Raw genomic sequence first — 13,852 nt, 5'->3', positions numbered from 1 at the left:
TGTCCGCGGACCGTGTCTCGTCATGAACTCCGGTCGAGGCTCCCGCGTGGAGCCTGTCCGGACAGGAAAGAGGAAGTCGGGCGTCCATGGACGACGTTTCCCGCGACATCGGAAGAGCGACCGAGCAAGCCGGCCCCTGGCCTCAGGCGCTGGATGCCCTCGGCGCTGCGTTGCGCCGCTGGCTCTGGGCGATCGTCATCGCCGGCATCGCCTTCGGCGCATTGGGCATGGCCGCCAAGACGCTGCTGCCGAAGCGCTACAGCGCGACGGCGCAGTTCCTCATCGATCCCAGGGGAAACCCCGTTTTCCCTGGCGATCTGTCGAGCCCGCAATACGACGCCAACAGCCAGATCGGCATCGTCGAGAGCCAGATGCGGGTGATCACCTCGGAACGCGTGCTGTCGCGCGTTCTGGACGACACGTCGCTGATGGCGGACCTCGCGGAAGTCTCCGAGACGGCGGAAGCGCCGCTTGAGCCGATGCCGCAGCGTCCGGAGGTCGACGCGACCGGCGGCAAGGCGCGGGCCCTGGCGGCGCTGCAGCGGTCGCTCAGCGTCCAGCGCGCCGAACGCAGCTATGTCGTCGACGTGACCGCCACGGCGCGGACGCCGGCGCTCGCGGCGCGCCTCGCCAATGCCGTGGTCGAGGCCTATGTCGCGGAGGACGCGGCGAACCGCGCCGAGACGGCGAAGCGCCTGACCGACGAGCTGACGAGCCGGCTGGCGTCGCTGCGCCAGCGTCTCAGCGACGCGCAGCAGCGCGCCGAGCAGTACCGGCTGGCGCAGGGGCTGGTCAGCACCGGCGACCGGCTCGTGGTCGAGCAGAAGCTGGCCGAGGCGATCAGCGAACTGGGCATGGCGCAGCTGAAGCTCGACCAGGCCACCTCGCGTGCCGCGCAGCTCGACAGCTCGAGCCACGACGTCGGTATGCTCGGCTCCAATGAGGACACGCGTTCGCTCCTCGTGCTGATCGAGCGGCAGAATACCGCCCAGGAAGAGCTGGCGGCGCTCACCATGCGGCTCGGCGCCCGTCACCCGGCGCTGGCCGAGGCGCGTGAGCGCGTCGAGGCGATCAACCGCCGCATCGACGTCGAGCTCGGCCGCATCAAGGCCGCCGCGGCGGCCGAGATGGAGCGGGCGCGGACGACGCAGCAGGCGCTGGCGCGCTCGGTGGAGACGCTTTCCGCCGCCGTCGCCAAGACGCAGCAGGCCAAGATCGAGATGCGGACGCTGGAGCAGGAGGTCGAATCGAACCGCGCCCTGCTCGAGAGCTTCCAGACCCGAGCGCTGCAACTCGGCGAGTTCGGCCGCATCGATCCCGGCGCCGTGCGGATCGTCTCGGTGGCGCAGCCGCCGCCGGAGAGCCGCGGCCTGAAGGGCATGCTCGTCTGGGGCGTGTTCAGCGGGCTGCTCGGCGTGATCCTGGCGACCGTTCTCGTCACCTTCCGCGCCATGCTGACCCTCGGCGTTGCCCTGGCGCGCGGCGGACTGGCGCAGCCGGGCTGATGCCGGCCGGCTCCTCCCGGCTGCTCGGCTGGATCGGCTGGGCCGGAGCCGACGCGATCGGTCGGCTGGCCCTGCTGACGGGCAGCACGATCATCCTCTCGCGCATGCTGACGCCGCATGATTTCGGCGTCAGCGCGCTGGTTCTCATCCTCGTGGCCGTGGCCGCGGTCTGCGTCGGGGCGCCGTTCGAGGAGGCGCTGGCGCAGCGCCGGGCGCTGCGGCGCGCCCATCTCGGCGCCGCGCTCGCCCTGTCGTGGCTGGTGGCGCTCGGCCTGCTCCTGGTCTCCATCCCCGGCGGCATCTGGCTCGCCGACCTCTATGGCGCGCCGGAGATGCGGCTGCTGCTGCCGGTCGCCATGCTTTCCATCTTTTTCAGCGGCCATTCCGACATCGCCACCGCGCTGGCGCGGCGGCTCAAGCGCTTCAACGACGTCGCCATGGCGACGCTGGTCGGCCATGTCGTCGGCATCGCGCTGTCGCTCGCCATCGCGTTCGCCGGCGGCGGCGTCTGGGCGCTGATCGCGCAGCGCCTGCTGGTGGTGGTCGCCCGCGCCCTGATCCTGCAATGGCGGCTCGGCTACTGGATCCTGCCGCGCTGGTCGCGCGCCCATCTCGGCCATCTCGGTCGCTTCGCGCGCATCTCCTTCCTCGATCGCCTCGCCGACAACCTGACCTATCTCGCCTTCAACAACGTCGTCGGCCTGCTCTACGGCGTCGCGGTGCTCGGCTATGTCAACATGGCGATGCGGCTGATCGAGCCGATCCGCGGCGCCATCATCGCCACCTCGCACAATCTCGCCTTCTCCTATTTCGCCGCCGCCGCCGGACAGCCGGCGCGGCTGCGCGACCGCGTCGAGCCGGTCGTCGGCAACGCCGCCTTTGTGATCGCGCCGCTCTTCGTCGGCCTCGCCGCCGTGACGCCGATCCTGTTGCCGATCGTCGCCGGCCCGGGCTGGGAGGGGGCGATCGACATCGCCGTCTGCCTCGCCGTCGGCGCCGCCATCATCCTGCCGGCGCGGCTGGTCTATACGGCGCTGTCGGCGAGCGCCCGGCCCGAATTCAGCCTGATCGGCGCGCTGGCGAGCTTTGGCGCCACGCTGGTCGTGCTGGTCGCCGCGAGCCCGCTCGGGCCGATCAGCGTCGGCCTCTCGCGCCTCGTCGGCGATAGCGTGCAGGCGGCGCTTGCCATCGCCCTGCCGCCGCGCCACCTCGCCTGGTCGCGCCTCGAGCGCTTTCGGACGCTGGCGCCGGCCTGGGTGATCTCCGCCGCGATGGGGCTGGTGGTCGCCGGTGTCGGCGTGCTGGAGGCGGGATTGAACCGGCCGCTGGCGCTCATCCTCTCGATTTTGCTCGGCGTCATCGTCTATGTCGTGTTGCTGGCGGTCTTCGCCCGTCCCGCCCTGCGCAACCTGCTCGCCGTCGTCCGGCCCGGCCGGCGCCGCGCGGCGACCCTCGAGGTGGAAACCTAGCCCATGTTCGACCCGTCCCTGCGTGATCGCGCCGTCCTCGTCACCGGTGCCGCCGGTTTCATCGGCCAGGTGGTGGCACGCGATCTCGCGGCCGTCGGCTTCCCGGTCCGGGCCGGCATGCGGCGGAGCGCCGTCTCCCTGCCCGAAGGGGCGGTGGCGGTGCGCTGCGATCTCGCCAACGCGGCGGCGACGCGGGCCGCCGTGGCCGGGACCAGCGCCGTGGTGCACGCGGCCTATGGCGACAGCGCCACCATGGTCGCCGAATGCCGCACGCTGCTCGCGGCGATGACCGCGGCCAGGGTGCCGTGCCTCGTCTATTTCAGCTCGGTCGCGGTCTATGGCGACCGGACCGGCAGCGTCGACGAGGAGGTGGCGACGCCCGGCCCGGCCGGCGCCTATGGCGACGCCAAGATCGCCTGCGAGGCCTTCGTGCGGGCCTGGGCGCGCGATCCCGCCGCGCCGGACCGGCGCGTGCTGATCCTGCGGCCCGGCATCGTCTATGGCACCGGCAGCACCTTCTGGGTCGACAAGCTGGCCGAGCGCATCCGCGCCCGCGCCTGGGGCGATTTCGGCGCCGCCGGGGCGGGGCCCGCCGCGCTGGTGCATGTCGACGACATCGGTGCGCTGGTCGCTGGCGCCGTGCGCTGGCTGACGCTGGCGCCGTCGGAATGGCCGCAGGTCAGCGTGTTCAACGTGGTCGGACCTGAGACGCCGCGCTGGAACGACTATTTCGCCGCGCTGGCGGCGCGGATCGGCGCGCCGCCGCTCCGCCCGCTCGGCGGCCTGCGGCTGTCGCTGCGCCAGGGGCTGGCCGTGCCGGCCAAGGTCGCGCGCAAGCTCGGCCTGCCGCTGTTCCGCCGCGCGGCGCTGGCGCCGACCGGTCCAGAGATGGCGATCTTCGGCCGCGACGTCCGCTACGACACGGCGGCAATCCGGGCGCGTGGCCTGGCGCCGCGCATCGGCGTGGCGGAAGGGCTTTCGCGCACCGCCTTCAAGCCGCCGCGCTGATCTCGTTCAAGCGAAACTGTAGCGCCGGGCCGAGCGCGCCGGCAGCGTCAGTCGCACGCCGCCCTCGACCGGCTCGGCGGCGATGTCGAGCGCGGTGACGTGCCGGTGCCCCGCGTCGAAGCCGAGGGCAGCCACGGGAAGCGGCGCGCGCGCGCTCTCGAAGGCGAGTTCGACCGTCGCCGGCTGCTCCGCCTTGTTGATCACCACCAGCTGCAGGCCGCCGCCCTCGCTGGTCGCGGCATAGGCGACGAGCGCCGGCCCGCCCTCGATCGTGACGGCGTGCCCCTGTTCGCCGAAGCGCGCTCCGGCCGCATCCGGGTCGCGATAGAGCCGGTAGGCCTGGCCGAGCCAGCCATCGAGGCTGCCCCAATGGCTGGCGAAGACGATGTCGTGGCGGCCGAACCGGCCGAGCACGTCGGCGAGCGCCAGGCCAGAGGCGAGTTGGCCGGCGCCGCCATAGTTGAATTCGGTGACGGCGATCGCCGTGCCGGGATAGTTGGCGGCGATGATCGCCTCGAGGCTCGGCAGCAGCGGCAGGCCGAGCTCAGCCCCGCCCGTGAATTCCGGCAGGGCGCGCGGCACCCAGCTGTCCTCCCGGAAGCCGGGCTCGGTCAGCGAGCGGGGGGCGTCGAGCAGCGCCGCCGCCAGCGCCGGGTCCTCGGTGCGGAACAGGTCGCCGGAATTGCTGTAGGGGTACCAGTGCACGTCGAGCGCATCGAGCAGGCGGATGCCGTCCTGTTCGGAAGCCCGGCGGAAGGCGTCGAGATAGGCGGCGACGAAGCTGCCGTGATGGCGGTAGTCGTTCCAGTCCGGTGCATCCTGGAAGCTCGCCATCTCGGTCGCGCCCCAGCTGGCCGGGCCGAAGACGAGGGCGGCCGGGTCGGCGCGCTTGATCGCCCGCGCCGCCGCCAGCGAGCGTTCGATGAAGGCGCGGATGGTCGGCTTGCCGGCGACGACGCGGGGATGCGTCTCGAACCAGAGCCCCGGCTCGTTGTCGAGCGCATAGGCGTAGATGCCGCGCTCGCTGTCGGCGCCGCCATAGGTCTCGACCAGGCGGGCGAGCAATTGCGGGATGTCGGCGACCGCCGGCACGATCGGGTCGCCGGCCTTGGCGCCCGGTGTCCACCGGATCGGCACGAAGCGCGGAGAGGGCGCCGCCTGCTCCGGCGGCACCGGCCCGTCGAAATCGGCGGCGACCGATCCGGCCAGCGGCACGGTGACGAGGCTCTTCGCACCCATGCCGAGCGAAGCCTCGTGCATCGTCTCGATCAGCAGGGCGGGCTTCGTCCATTCCTCCCGCGGCAGGCCGAGCGCGTCGAGCAGGAACGGCCCGTTCGCCTGCTGGTAGTCCTTGCCGGCATGGGCGGCATTGTTGACCCAGTTGTAGGTCGTCATCAGATTGCCGCCGAGGCGTCGCGCCGTGACGCCGGCGGCGCGGTCCAGCGTCGCCGAAGGGGCGCCGCCGTCCATCGTGCCGATCTCGTTCGAGCCGTAGATCAGCGGGCTGATCGGCCGCCCGGGACCGCCATCCGCCACGCGGATCGTGAATTTCGCGCCGGCTTGCGCGGCTGCGGGAAGGGCGCCGAGGCGCGCGATGCCGAGCCCGCCCGCCGCGAGGCCGCCGGCGAGCACGGTGCGGCGCGTCGGGCGGCGCTTCACGAAACGAGGCCCGAGCCGTAGAGCGCGGGCCGGCTGCGCAGCCAGAGCAGCTTGCCGAGGCCGCCATTCATCTTGACCCGCGCCACCTCGGCGCGAACCGGGTCGATCGGCGCGAGGACGAGCGCCGCGATCCCGTGCAGCACCGTCTGGATCGATCCGGCCGCCATCCAGAAGGCGATGCGGGTCCATTCGACCGGCTGCGCCTTCCAGTGGGTGAGAACGCGGATCTGGCCGGAGAGGAACTTGCGCTTGCGCACATAGGCCCAGTTGAGCCGCCGCTCGGGCACCCATTCGGTGACGCCGCCGCGCGCCGACCAGGCGAAGCGCTTGCCTTCCTCGACGAGACGCTTCAGCAGCAGCGTGTCCTCGCCGCCGATCTCGTTCATGCTGGTGTCGAAGGGCCTGTCGCCGGCGAGGCAGGTGGCGCGTTCGAACATCGAGTTGTTGGTGCCGAGATAGGCGGCCCGGCCCGTCACGTCCGCGCCGTCCGGCAGGTCGAGGGAGCGCGAGAAATAGGGCGCGAGCGGGCCGATAGGCCTGTCGTCCTCGGCCTCGGCGCCGACCGGGCCGAACACGGCCGCCGCGCCCGTCCGCCGCGCCGTCGCGACATGGCTGGCGAGCCAGTCCGGAGCGGCTTCCTCGTCGTCGTCGAGAAAGGCGATCCAGTCGCCCGTCGCGGCCGCGACACCGGCGTTTCGGGCATTGGCGACGCCGGGAACCGGGGCGGAGACATAATGGATCGCATGGCCGGGCGCCGCCGCGATCGCCGCGACGCCGGCGCGCGCATTGCCATCGGCCGAATTGTCGACGACGAGGATCTCGATGTCGAGGTCATCGACGCCGGTCTGGGCGCGGGCGCTGGTGAGCGCGCGGGCAAGGGCCTTGGGCCGGTTCAGGGTCGGAATGACGATGGAAACGCTGGCCACCGAACGTCTCCCGTCGTGGATGATCGTCAGGGACGTCCGAATGCGTACCCGCGGGACGACTGTTTCGCTTAGCCTTTGATTCTACAATTCCATGCTAGGAAGGCAAGCCGGCGCGGAGGTTTCCCCGAGACCATGCGCCGATGTCCAGACGCCGGAGCCGATGACGATGACCGATGCCCCGATGCCTGCCCTGCTGCCCGCGTCGGCTCGCGAGCGCCCGGGTTTCCTTGCCGGAATCGGCCTCAACGGCGTGCTGCTGGCGGGCTTCCTGGTCTATACCTTCGTCGGAACGCGTCCCTTCGCCGAGGCCTCCGTTGCGGAGCGGCTCGACGGCAATCCGCTCGACCGGCTGATGGTGCTCGGGCTATTCGGCCTGGCGGTCCTGACCCTGGCGATCCACTGGCGCGCCGCGCTGGTGATGGCGCTGAAGAACATCCCGCTGCTGGCGCTGACCGGGTTCTGCTTCCTCAGCCTGCTGTGGTCGGATTATCCGGGCCTGACGCTGCGCCGCGCGCTGCTGCTCATCTTCCTGACCGTGATCGCCGCCGGCATCGCGGCGAGCCTCCGGGACCTCCGGCGTTTCCATACCTGGTGGTTCCTGGGCCTGACCGGCGTGATCCTGTTCAATCTGGCCGGCACGGTTCTCTTTCCCGGCACGGCCATCACCGAGATCGGCGTGCGCGGCCTCTACACGCAGAAGAACGTCGCCGGCCTCGTCGCCATGATCACCGTGATCTCGGGCGCCACGTGGATGCTCGGCGCGCGCGGCGCCCGGCCGGTGGTCCTGGCGCTCCTCGCCCTGCTGCCGACCCTGTTCTTCCTCGTCATCACCAAGAGCAAGACCTCGATCGGCCTGACGGGCCTCGCGCTCGTTGTCATCGCCGGCATGGCGCTGGCCGAGCGGCTCGGCCCGCGCTTCATCCTGCTGATGATCGGGCTCGTCCTCGTCGGCCTGGCGGCGCTGCTGGTGGCCTTCGCCGCCTATGATTTCGATCTCGACCTGTTCCTGACGGCGACGATGGGCGATTCCTCCTTCACGGGGCGCGACGAGCTCTGGGCCTTCGCGCTGCGGGCGGCGCAGGAGCGCTTCTGGTTCGGCCACGGCTACGGCGCCTTCTGGGATGTCGGCCTCGCGGCCGATCCGCTCAACCGGCTGGAGCCGGGCACCTGGCTCGGCGACATCGAGATCGGCACGATCAACCAGGCGCATAACGGCTATCTGGAGCTTTGGCTGCATATCGGCCTGCCGGCGACGATCGTCGCGACGCTGATCGTCATCGGCGGCGCGATTTCCGGCATCATGCAGACCGTCTCGACGGCGCTCACCGTGCCGGCGCGGGCCGCGATCGGCTTCATGACGATGTTCCTGCTGGTCTATCTCTTCCACAACCTGACCGAGGCGTCGCTGTTCATGCGCGGCGCGGTGCTATCGAACGTGGCGGTGCTGTTCCTGTTCGCCCTGTCGCGCAGTCGCGGGCTCGGCAGGGCGGAGCATCGGGTCGGCGGCGCGGCGGCGGCCGGCTAGTCCTTTCCTTCGTGGCGACGGGGGCGGCGGCGGGGCGCGAAACGCCGCCCGGCTCGCTTGAAATCGCGCGGGAACCGGGCCAGAGAGAATCGCGATGATCGAAACAGGGGGCGAAGCGGTCTTGGATACGGAATATCAGGGTGCCGTCGCAGCGTCGGGCGAACTGGCTCCGATCGACCTCGTCATCGTGATCTGCACCTTCCGGCGCGAGAAGCTTCTGTCGCTCGTGCTCGACAGCATCCGCGCGCAGACGGTCCCGCCGGGAACCCGGATTTCCGTGGTCGTCTCCGACAACAGCGACGAAGGCTCGGCGGCGGCGGTCGTGGCGGCCGAGGCGGCCAAGAGCCCGTTCGAGATCCGCTATGTCGAGGCGCATCCGCCCAACATCTCGGTGGCCCGCAACGCCGGCATCCGCGCCAGCGACGCGCCCTTCGTCGCCTTCGTCGACGATGACGAGGAACTGGCGCCGGGCTGGCTCGAGGCGGTCGTCAACGGGCTCCGCACCTATCCGCACGACGTCCTGTTCGGCCATGTCGACACCGTGTTCGAGACGACCGAGCGGGTGACGCCGGCGATCCGCCAGCTGTTCTCGCGCTTCATGCAGGCCCCGTCGGGCCAGGAGGTCGTCGCGATCGGCGCGCCCAAGGGGCGCGGGCTGACGGTCGGGACGTCCAATTCGATTCTCCGCCGCGCCACCACCCTGACCGACGCGACGCCGTTCGATCCGGATTTTGGCAATGTCGGCGGCGAGGATCTCGATTTCTATTGCCGCCTGCAGATGCGCGGCCGCCGCTTCGCCTGGCTGCCGGAAGCGCGGGCCTCGGAGTTCGTGCCGGCCTCCCGTTGCGACCCGGCCTATCTGCGCCGCCGCTTCTATGCCGGCGGCCAGGCCTATGCCGAGGCGGTGGCGCGCAACAGCGCCGCGCCGGTGGCGGTGCGCTGGTGGCTGCGCGCCAAGGCGCTCGTCCAGCTCTGCCTGCTCGCGCTCCGCTATCCCTCGGCGCGGCGCCAGGGCGGTGCCGTGCTCACCGATTTCGGGTTCCGCTGGGCCGGCGTGCGCGGCAAGCTCTCGCTGGCGCAGCTCTACCCCGTCTATCGCGAGGCGGACGGGGCCAGGCGGCCGGCTTCCTGATCCTGCGCCGCGGCGCGCGCCGCGAGCCGCTCGAAGATCGCCTGGCGCTCGGCCATCGACGTGCTCATGGTCGACTGGATCAGGCTCGCGACATGCTCGGGGCGCAACGCGTCGATGAAGGCCTGCACGCCCGCCGCGCCGTCGAACTCGTCGCTCCAGCGCGCGTGGCTGAGGGAGAAATCCTCCGCCATCAGGCCGGCCTCCTCGAGGCCCAGCACCTGGTCGGCGTAGACGCCATGGAGCACGTATTCGGCGAAATGCGGCGTGCGGGCGAGGGTGACGCGCCAGTCCCGCCCCGAGATCTCCTCGATCCGCGCCGTCATGCGGCGGATCACCGAGCGACGCCAGACGACGAGCTGGTCGATGTACTCGGCGCCGTAGTAGCGCGAGGGCGGCAGGCCGAGCAGCCGTCCGGCCACCTCCTGCCAGACGCGATGCGTCTCCAGCTCGACCCTCTCGGGATTGCGGTAGAGGCGCACCTTGCCGTCGCGCGTGAGATGTTCGAGCGTCAGCGGACGGATGAAGGCGTTGTCGCTGTCGACATGGACCGTGATCTCGGACACGGCGCGCGCCGTCGCGGCGATCTTCATGATCTGCTGCGCGATCCAGCCGCGCACCAGCGGGCTGTAGGGCGTCACATACATGTTGCGGCGGGGGAGATGCAGCCGGCGGCGCCATTCCGGGCTCGGCAGCGGCAGCTTGATGAACCAGCGCGGCAGCAGGTCCTCCTGCGCGCCGATGGTGCGGCGCGGCGAGGCGAGATCGGCGAAAAGCGGGATGTCGGCGCGCGGCACGTAGAGGCTGTGCGGGATCGTCTCGGGCACGAAGCGGTCGATGCTCTCGCAGAGCATGCGGCAGACGTCGAGATCGCCCCGGAACGAGCAGGTGATCAGGTTGGCTTCGGGTTCCGGCCGGCTCATCGTGCCCACTCCATCGGTTCGATCGGCGCGAAGCGGGACTGCACGCGGGCCGGGCGGTCGAAGCGCTCGGGGTGTTGCAGCATTTCGGTCACCTCCGTCACATGCACGGCGAAGTCCTCGTCGAGGCGCGCGCGGCGCCCGGTCGCGATCGCGTCGGCGAGCTCCGCCGGTCCGCGCATGAAATCCATGGTCGGCTTGCCGCGCCCGCCCTTGAACGGCACCGGCCGCGCCATCGGCAGGCGCTTGCCGAAGGCACCGAAATGGCGCTCGATCACGCGGGCGATCCGGCCTTCGCCCGGGCGGCGCAGGATGACCGGCGAGGCATAGTCCCACGGCTCCTTGATCTCGAGCGTGCCGGTCTCGCCGATGATCCGCATGCGGTGGTCATAGGGCGCGACAATCGAATTGGTCAGCCGCGCGACGACGCCGGTCTCGTATTCGATGCAGCCGACGGAGAAATCCGGCGCCGGATGGGCGAGCGGCGGCGTGGTCTGCTTGTCCGGCACGATGAGCGCGGCGAAGGAGGTGACCTGCACGGCCGGCCCGAACATCGCCCCGAACAGGCCGAGCGCGTAGCCGGCGTGCTCGTAGGTGCAGCCGGTCTCGAACTCGCCGCGCGCCGGCCAGGGCTTGCCGCTGCGGCTGAGCCATGAACCGTATTGGGTGCGGTGGATCATGCCGTCGTCCATCTCGGCATAGGCGAGCAGCACCTTGCCGATGGTGCCGGCGCGCACCGCCGCCCAGATCGTCTGCATGCTCTCGCCGAGAAAATTGCACGGCGCCGAGGCAAGGCGGACGCCGGCCGCGCGGGCGCGCTCGCGCAGTTCGGCCGCGGTGGTCGCCGTCATCGCGAGCGGCTTCTCGGAATAGACATGCTTGCCGGCGGCGATCGCGGCTTCCGTGACGGCGGCGTGGCTCTCGGGATCGGTCAGGTTCAGGACGATCGAGCAGCGGTCGTCGGCGAGCAGCGCGTCGAGGCTCTCATAAGCGGGGTCGCCCCAGGTCGCCGTGAAGGCGGCGCGCCGCTCGGCGACGCGGTCATAGATGCCGGTGAGCTTCAGACGGCCCGCATGCAGCGGCAGGCAGTGGCGGTAGGAATCGGCGACATAGCCGCAGCCGATGATGGCGATGCCGGTTTCCGTCGTCGTCGCCATGCCGCCTGCTTCCCTGCGCCGTCCTCATGGTCGCGCCGCAAACAGCGCGCCGCGACCATAGCGGTAGGATCTTAATGGCGCCTGACCAAATCGGCCTAGTCAGGCCGGCCGGTTCTGCATCAGGAGCCAGCCCGGGCCGGCGCATTCGAAGATCGTCTCGGCCGCGCCGGGCACGCCGTCCTGAAGCTTCATCGCGACGACGCGCGAGGAATCCCAGCCGGCGACGAGCAGGTGGTCGCCATGGACGAGCAGATGCTGCGGCCAGAACACGGTGGAATCGAGCTCCGAGACCAGCACCGGCTTGGCGCCGGAGACGTCGAAGGTCGCGATCGTGTCGTTGCCGCGATTGGCGAAATAGACGAAGCGGCCGTCGACCGAGCGCTGGATGTCACCCGGATAGTTGCGGCGGTGGCGGGTGCGGGCCGGTCCAGGCCGGGTCGTGCTCGGCACGTCCTGCCAGGCGCCTTCCGGCGCGCCGGGATGGCCGACGAGCAGGTTGGAGCCGAGCTCGCCGGAGATCGCGAGCCGTCCGTCCGGCAGCACCACGGCATGGCGCGGGCCGCAGCCGGCGGGAAGCTTGGTCAGGCGCGTCTGGGTCAGCGCTGCCGCGCCGCGCTTCGCCGGATCGATCGCGAACTCGCGCACGCTGTCATCGCCGAGGTCGATGACGAAGAGCGTCTCGCCGACGAAGAAGGCCTGGTGCGGGTGGGCGTCGTCCTGCCGTTCGATCTCCGGGCCGCCGCCCGAAAGCTTGATCGTCTCGATCTCGCCGTCGAAGGATCCGTCGGTGGCGAGCCCTTGGATGCCGAGCGTCGAGGTCGTGTAGTTGGTGAAGATCAGCATGCGGCCGGCCGGGTCGACGACCAGATGGCAGGGCTCGGCGCCGCCGCTCTTCTTCTCGCCGATCGTCTCGGCGGTATCGCCCTCGATCCGCCAGGCGTGGATCTCGCCATCCATGCCCGCGCGCGACGTGCCGTAGATCACCGGCAGGGCCGGGTGCCAGCAGAGCGCCGAGAGCTGCTCGGCGCGCGCCAGCGTCTTGCCTTCCCACGCGCCGTCCTTCTGCACCCAGCGGGTGAGGCCGTGCAGCTCGAAGACGCCGCGCGAGGCGACGAACAGCGCTTCGCCCTTGGCGAGATTGAAGTCGGACATCTGCGATTCCCCCGGATTGAATTTCAGCGTTGGCCGAAGCCTAGATCGATTCTTCGCGCCCAGAAACCGGGGCTCCCCTCTCACCTCTCCCACAGGGAGAGGTCGACGGCCGCAGGCCGGCGGGTGAGGGGTACAGTCCCTTCCGGATAGTCCCCAACCCCTCACCCGGAGCTTTGCTCCGACCTCTCCCTATGGGAGAGGTGAGAAGCTGCGCCGCCATGCGTCCCGGTCCCCTTACTCCGACGAGCCGGGCCCGAATCCTTCCCAGGTCTCGGCTACCGTACCGTCCTTGAGGACGGCGGCGCGGCGGAGCATGGCGAAGGCCATGCAGACATGGTTCGGCACGATCTCGAGTCGCGTGCCGACCGGCAGCGGCGTCGGCTCGCCGGCGCCGTGCCAGCGCAGCCAGCCATGTTCCTCGGACATCTTCTCGATGACCCAGCCGGGCGCGTTCACGATCAGCCCCATGCCGGGATATTCGTCGCGATGGGCGGCGGCCGGCACGAGATCGGTCGAGAGCGACTTCGAGCCGGCGTCGATGCAGGCGCGGTCGGGATCGGGATGGCTGACCACCGTGCCGATGACGCGGACGGCGACTGTGTCGAGCGTGGCGTTGCCGAGCGCGACCTGGCCGACATCGTTGAAGGCGTAGATGCCGGGGCGGATCTGGGTGACGCCCGGCACATGGGCGACGGCGCGCGCCGAGGCCGAGGCGCCGAGCGAGACGATCGGCAGCGGAATGCCCTCGGCGCGGATCGCCTCGGCGACGGCGACCATCGCCTCGCCGGCGGCGACGGCGCGGGCTTCGAGGTCGGCGCGATCCTTGGCGCCGTAGGTGCTGCCCTCATGCGTGTAGATGCCGACCAGCTCGACGCCGGGCGCCGCGGCGATCGCCTTGGCGACTTCGGGCGCCTTGGCCGGCGAGACGCCCTCGCGGCCGAGGCCGGAATCGATCGCCAGCATCATGCGCGCCGTGGCGCCGGCGGCGGCGAAGACCGCGCCGATGCTGGCGGCCGCATCGACGCTGTCGGTCGCGAGCAGCAGGTCGGCCCGGCGCGACAGCGCCAGCGCGCGGGCCCCGTTCTCGGCGCCGAAGATCGGGTTGGCGACGAAGAGCCGCTCGATGCCGGCGTCGGCGAAGGCCTCGGCCTCGCCGAGCTTGGCGACGCAGAGGCCGTGCGCGCCGCGTTCGATCTGGCGCCTGCCGGCATCGGCCATGCGGTGCGTCTTGGCGTGCGGGAAGAGCTCGACGCCGGCGGAGCGGGCGATCGCCGCCATCTCGTCGAGATTGCGGTCGAGGACGTCGCGGTCGAGCACGAGGCCGGGCGTCGCGACCGGGATGTCGGTCCAGCGCGAGGCGGCGGGGGCGGAGGATACAGCGGACATGGTTGTTCTCGAATTC

The 13,852-nt window shown here is 71.0% G+C and carries 11 protein-coding genes; 5 read left to right on the top strand and 6 right to left on the bottom strand.

Annotated features, from left to right (window positions below):
* Nucleotides 1–86: 86 nt before the first annotated feature.
* The 3 genes from G539_RS0120500 to G539_RS0120490 are packed head-to-tail and all read left to right on the top strand — an operon-like array spanning nucleotide 87 to nucleotide 3,982.
* Nucleotides 87–1,505: a GumC family protein gene (locus G539_RS0120500; RefSeq protein ID WP_029076865.1), complete on the top strand. Its 1,419-nt coding sequence runs from the start codon at nucleotides 87–89 to the stop codon at nucleotides 1,503–1,505.
* The gene (locus tag G539_RS0120495; protein ID WP_245576929.1) at nucleotides 1,505–2,974 is read left to right on the top strand and encodes an oligosaccharide flippase family protein; all 1,470 of its coding nucleotides are present in this window, start codon (nucleotides 1,505–1,507) and stop codon (nucleotides 2,972–2,974) included. The genes G539_RS0120500 and G539_RS0120495 overlap by 1 nt, the downstream gene beginning before the upstream one ends.
* 3 nt (nucleotides 2,975–2,977) lie before the next feature.
* A complete protein-coding gene (locus tag G539_RS0120490) occupies nucleotides 2,978–3,982 on the top strand; it encodes an NAD-dependent epimerase/dehydratase family protein (protein WP_029076863.1) in 1,005 nt (334 codons plus the stop codon).
* 6 nt (nucleotides 3,983–3,988) lie between these two features.
* Here G539_RS0120490 and G539_RS0120485 read toward each other — a convergent pair whose 3' ends face one another.
* On the bottom strand, nucleotides 3,989–5,641 hold the full coding sequence (locus G539_RS0120485; protein WP_029076862.1) for a glycoside hydrolase family 44 protein: 1,653 nt from the start codon (nucleotides 5,639–5,641) through the stop codon (nucleotides 3,989–3,991).
* Complete coding sequence (locus tag G539_RS0120480; RefSeq protein WP_029076861.1) at nucleotides 5,638–6,567, bottom strand: glycosyltransferase family 2 protein; 930 nt, start codon at nucleotides 6,565–6,567, stop codon at nucleotides 5,638–5,640. Before G539_RS0120480 ends, G539_RS0120485 begins: the two co-directional genes overlap by 4 nt.
* 166 nt (nucleotides 6,568–6,733) lie before the next feature.
* Between G539_RS0120480 and G539_RS0120475 the strand changes: the two genes are divergently transcribed.
* Nucleotides 6,734–8,092, top strand: coding sequence for an O-antigen ligase family protein (locus G539_RS0120475; RefSeq protein WP_245576928.1), 1,359 nt, complete (start codon nucleotides 6,734–6,736; stop codon nucleotides 8,090–8,092).
* A 94-nt stretch (nucleotides 8,093–8,186) separates the two neighbouring features.
* Nucleotides 8,187–9,224 (top strand): glycosyltransferase family 2 protein, encoded by a 1,038-nt coding sequence (locus tag G539_RS0120470; protein ID WP_156912082.1) that lies wholly within the window; start codon nucleotides 8,187–8,189, stop codon nucleotides 9,222–9,224.
* Here G539_RS0120470 and G539_RS0120465 read toward each other — a convergent pair.
* The 4 genes from G539_RS0120465 to G539_RS0120450 all read right to left on the bottom strand — a co-directional run bounded on the left by G539_RS0120465 (nucleotide 9,185) and on the right by G539_RS0120450 (nucleotide 13,836).
* Nucleotides 9,185–10,144: a DUF6492 family protein gene (locus G539_RS0120465; RefSeq protein ID WP_029076858.1), complete on the bottom strand. Its 960-nt coding sequence runs from the start codon at nucleotides 10,142–10,144 to the stop codon at nucleotides 9,185–9,187. The genes G539_RS0120470 and G539_RS0120465 overlap by 40 nt on opposite strands.
* A complete protein-coding gene (locus G539_RS0120460; RefSeq protein WP_029076857.1) occupies nucleotides 10,141–11,298 on the bottom strand; it encodes a Gfo/Idh/MocA family protein in 1,158 nt (385 codons plus the stop codon). Before G539_RS0120460 ends, G539_RS0120465 begins: the two co-directional genes overlap by 4 nt.
* 99 nt (nucleotides 11,299–11,397) lie before the next feature.
* Nucleotides 11,398–12,450: a lactonase family protein gene (locus G539_RS0120455; protein WP_029076856.1), complete on the bottom strand. Its 1,053-nt coding sequence runs from the start codon at nucleotides 12,448–12,450 to the stop codon at nucleotides 11,398–11,400.
* Nucleotides 12,451–12,684: 234 nt separating this feature from the next.
* The gene (locus G539_RS0120450) at nucleotides 12,685–13,836 is read right to left on the bottom strand and encodes an alanine racemase (protein ID WP_051231843.1); all 1,152 of its coding nucleotides are present in this window, start codon (nucleotides 13,834–13,836) and stop codon (nucleotides 12,685–12,687) included.
* Nucleotides 13,837–13,852: the final 16 nt, after the last annotated feature.

The organism is Kaistia adipata DSM 17808 (genome assembly GCF_000423225.1).
Taxonomy (GTDB): domain Bacteria; phylum Pseudomonadota; class Alphaproteobacteria; order Rhizobiales; family Kaistiaceae; genus Kaistia; species Kaistia adipata.
The sequence above is the reverse complement of the archived record's forward strand: the minus strand, read 5'-3'. Positions and strand labels throughout refer to the sequence as shown.

Coding starts and splice junctions, on each gene's coding strand:
- G539_RS0120495 (WP_245576929.1), top strand. CDS start 1,505: ATGCCGGCCGGCTCCTCCCGGCTGCTCGGCTGGATCGGCTGGGCCGGA.
- G539_RS0120465 (WP_029076858.1), bottom strand. CDS start 10,144: ATGAGCCGGCCGGAACCCGAAGCCAACCTGATCACCTGCTCGTTCCGG.
- G539_RS0120475 (WP_245576928.1), top strand. CDS start 6,734: ATGACCGATGCCCCGATGCCTGCCCTGCTGCCCGCGTCGGCTCGCGAG.
- G539_RS0120470 (WP_156912082.1), top strand. CDS start 8,187: ATGATCGAAACAGGGGGCGAAGCGGTCTTGGATACGGAATATCAGGGT.
- G539_RS0120455 (WP_029076856.1), bottom strand. CDS start 12,450: ATGTCCGACTTCAATCTCGCCAAGGGCGAAGCGCTGTTCGTCGCCTCG.
- G539_RS0120490 (WP_029076863.1), top strand. CDS start 2,978: ATGTTCGACCCGTCCCTGCGTGATCGCGCCGTCCTCGTCACCGGTGCC.
- G539_RS0120460 (WP_029076857.1), bottom strand. CDS start 11,298: ATGGCGACGACGACGGAAACCGGCATCGCCATCATCGGCTGCGGCTAT.
- G539_RS0120450 (WP_051231843.1), bottom strand. CDS start 13,836: ATGTCCGCTGTATCCTCCGCCCCCGCCGCCTCGCGCTGGACCGACATC.
- G539_RS0120500 (WP_029076865.1), top strand. CDS start 87: ATGGACGACGTTTCCCGCGACATCGGAAGAGCGACCGAGCAAGCCGGC.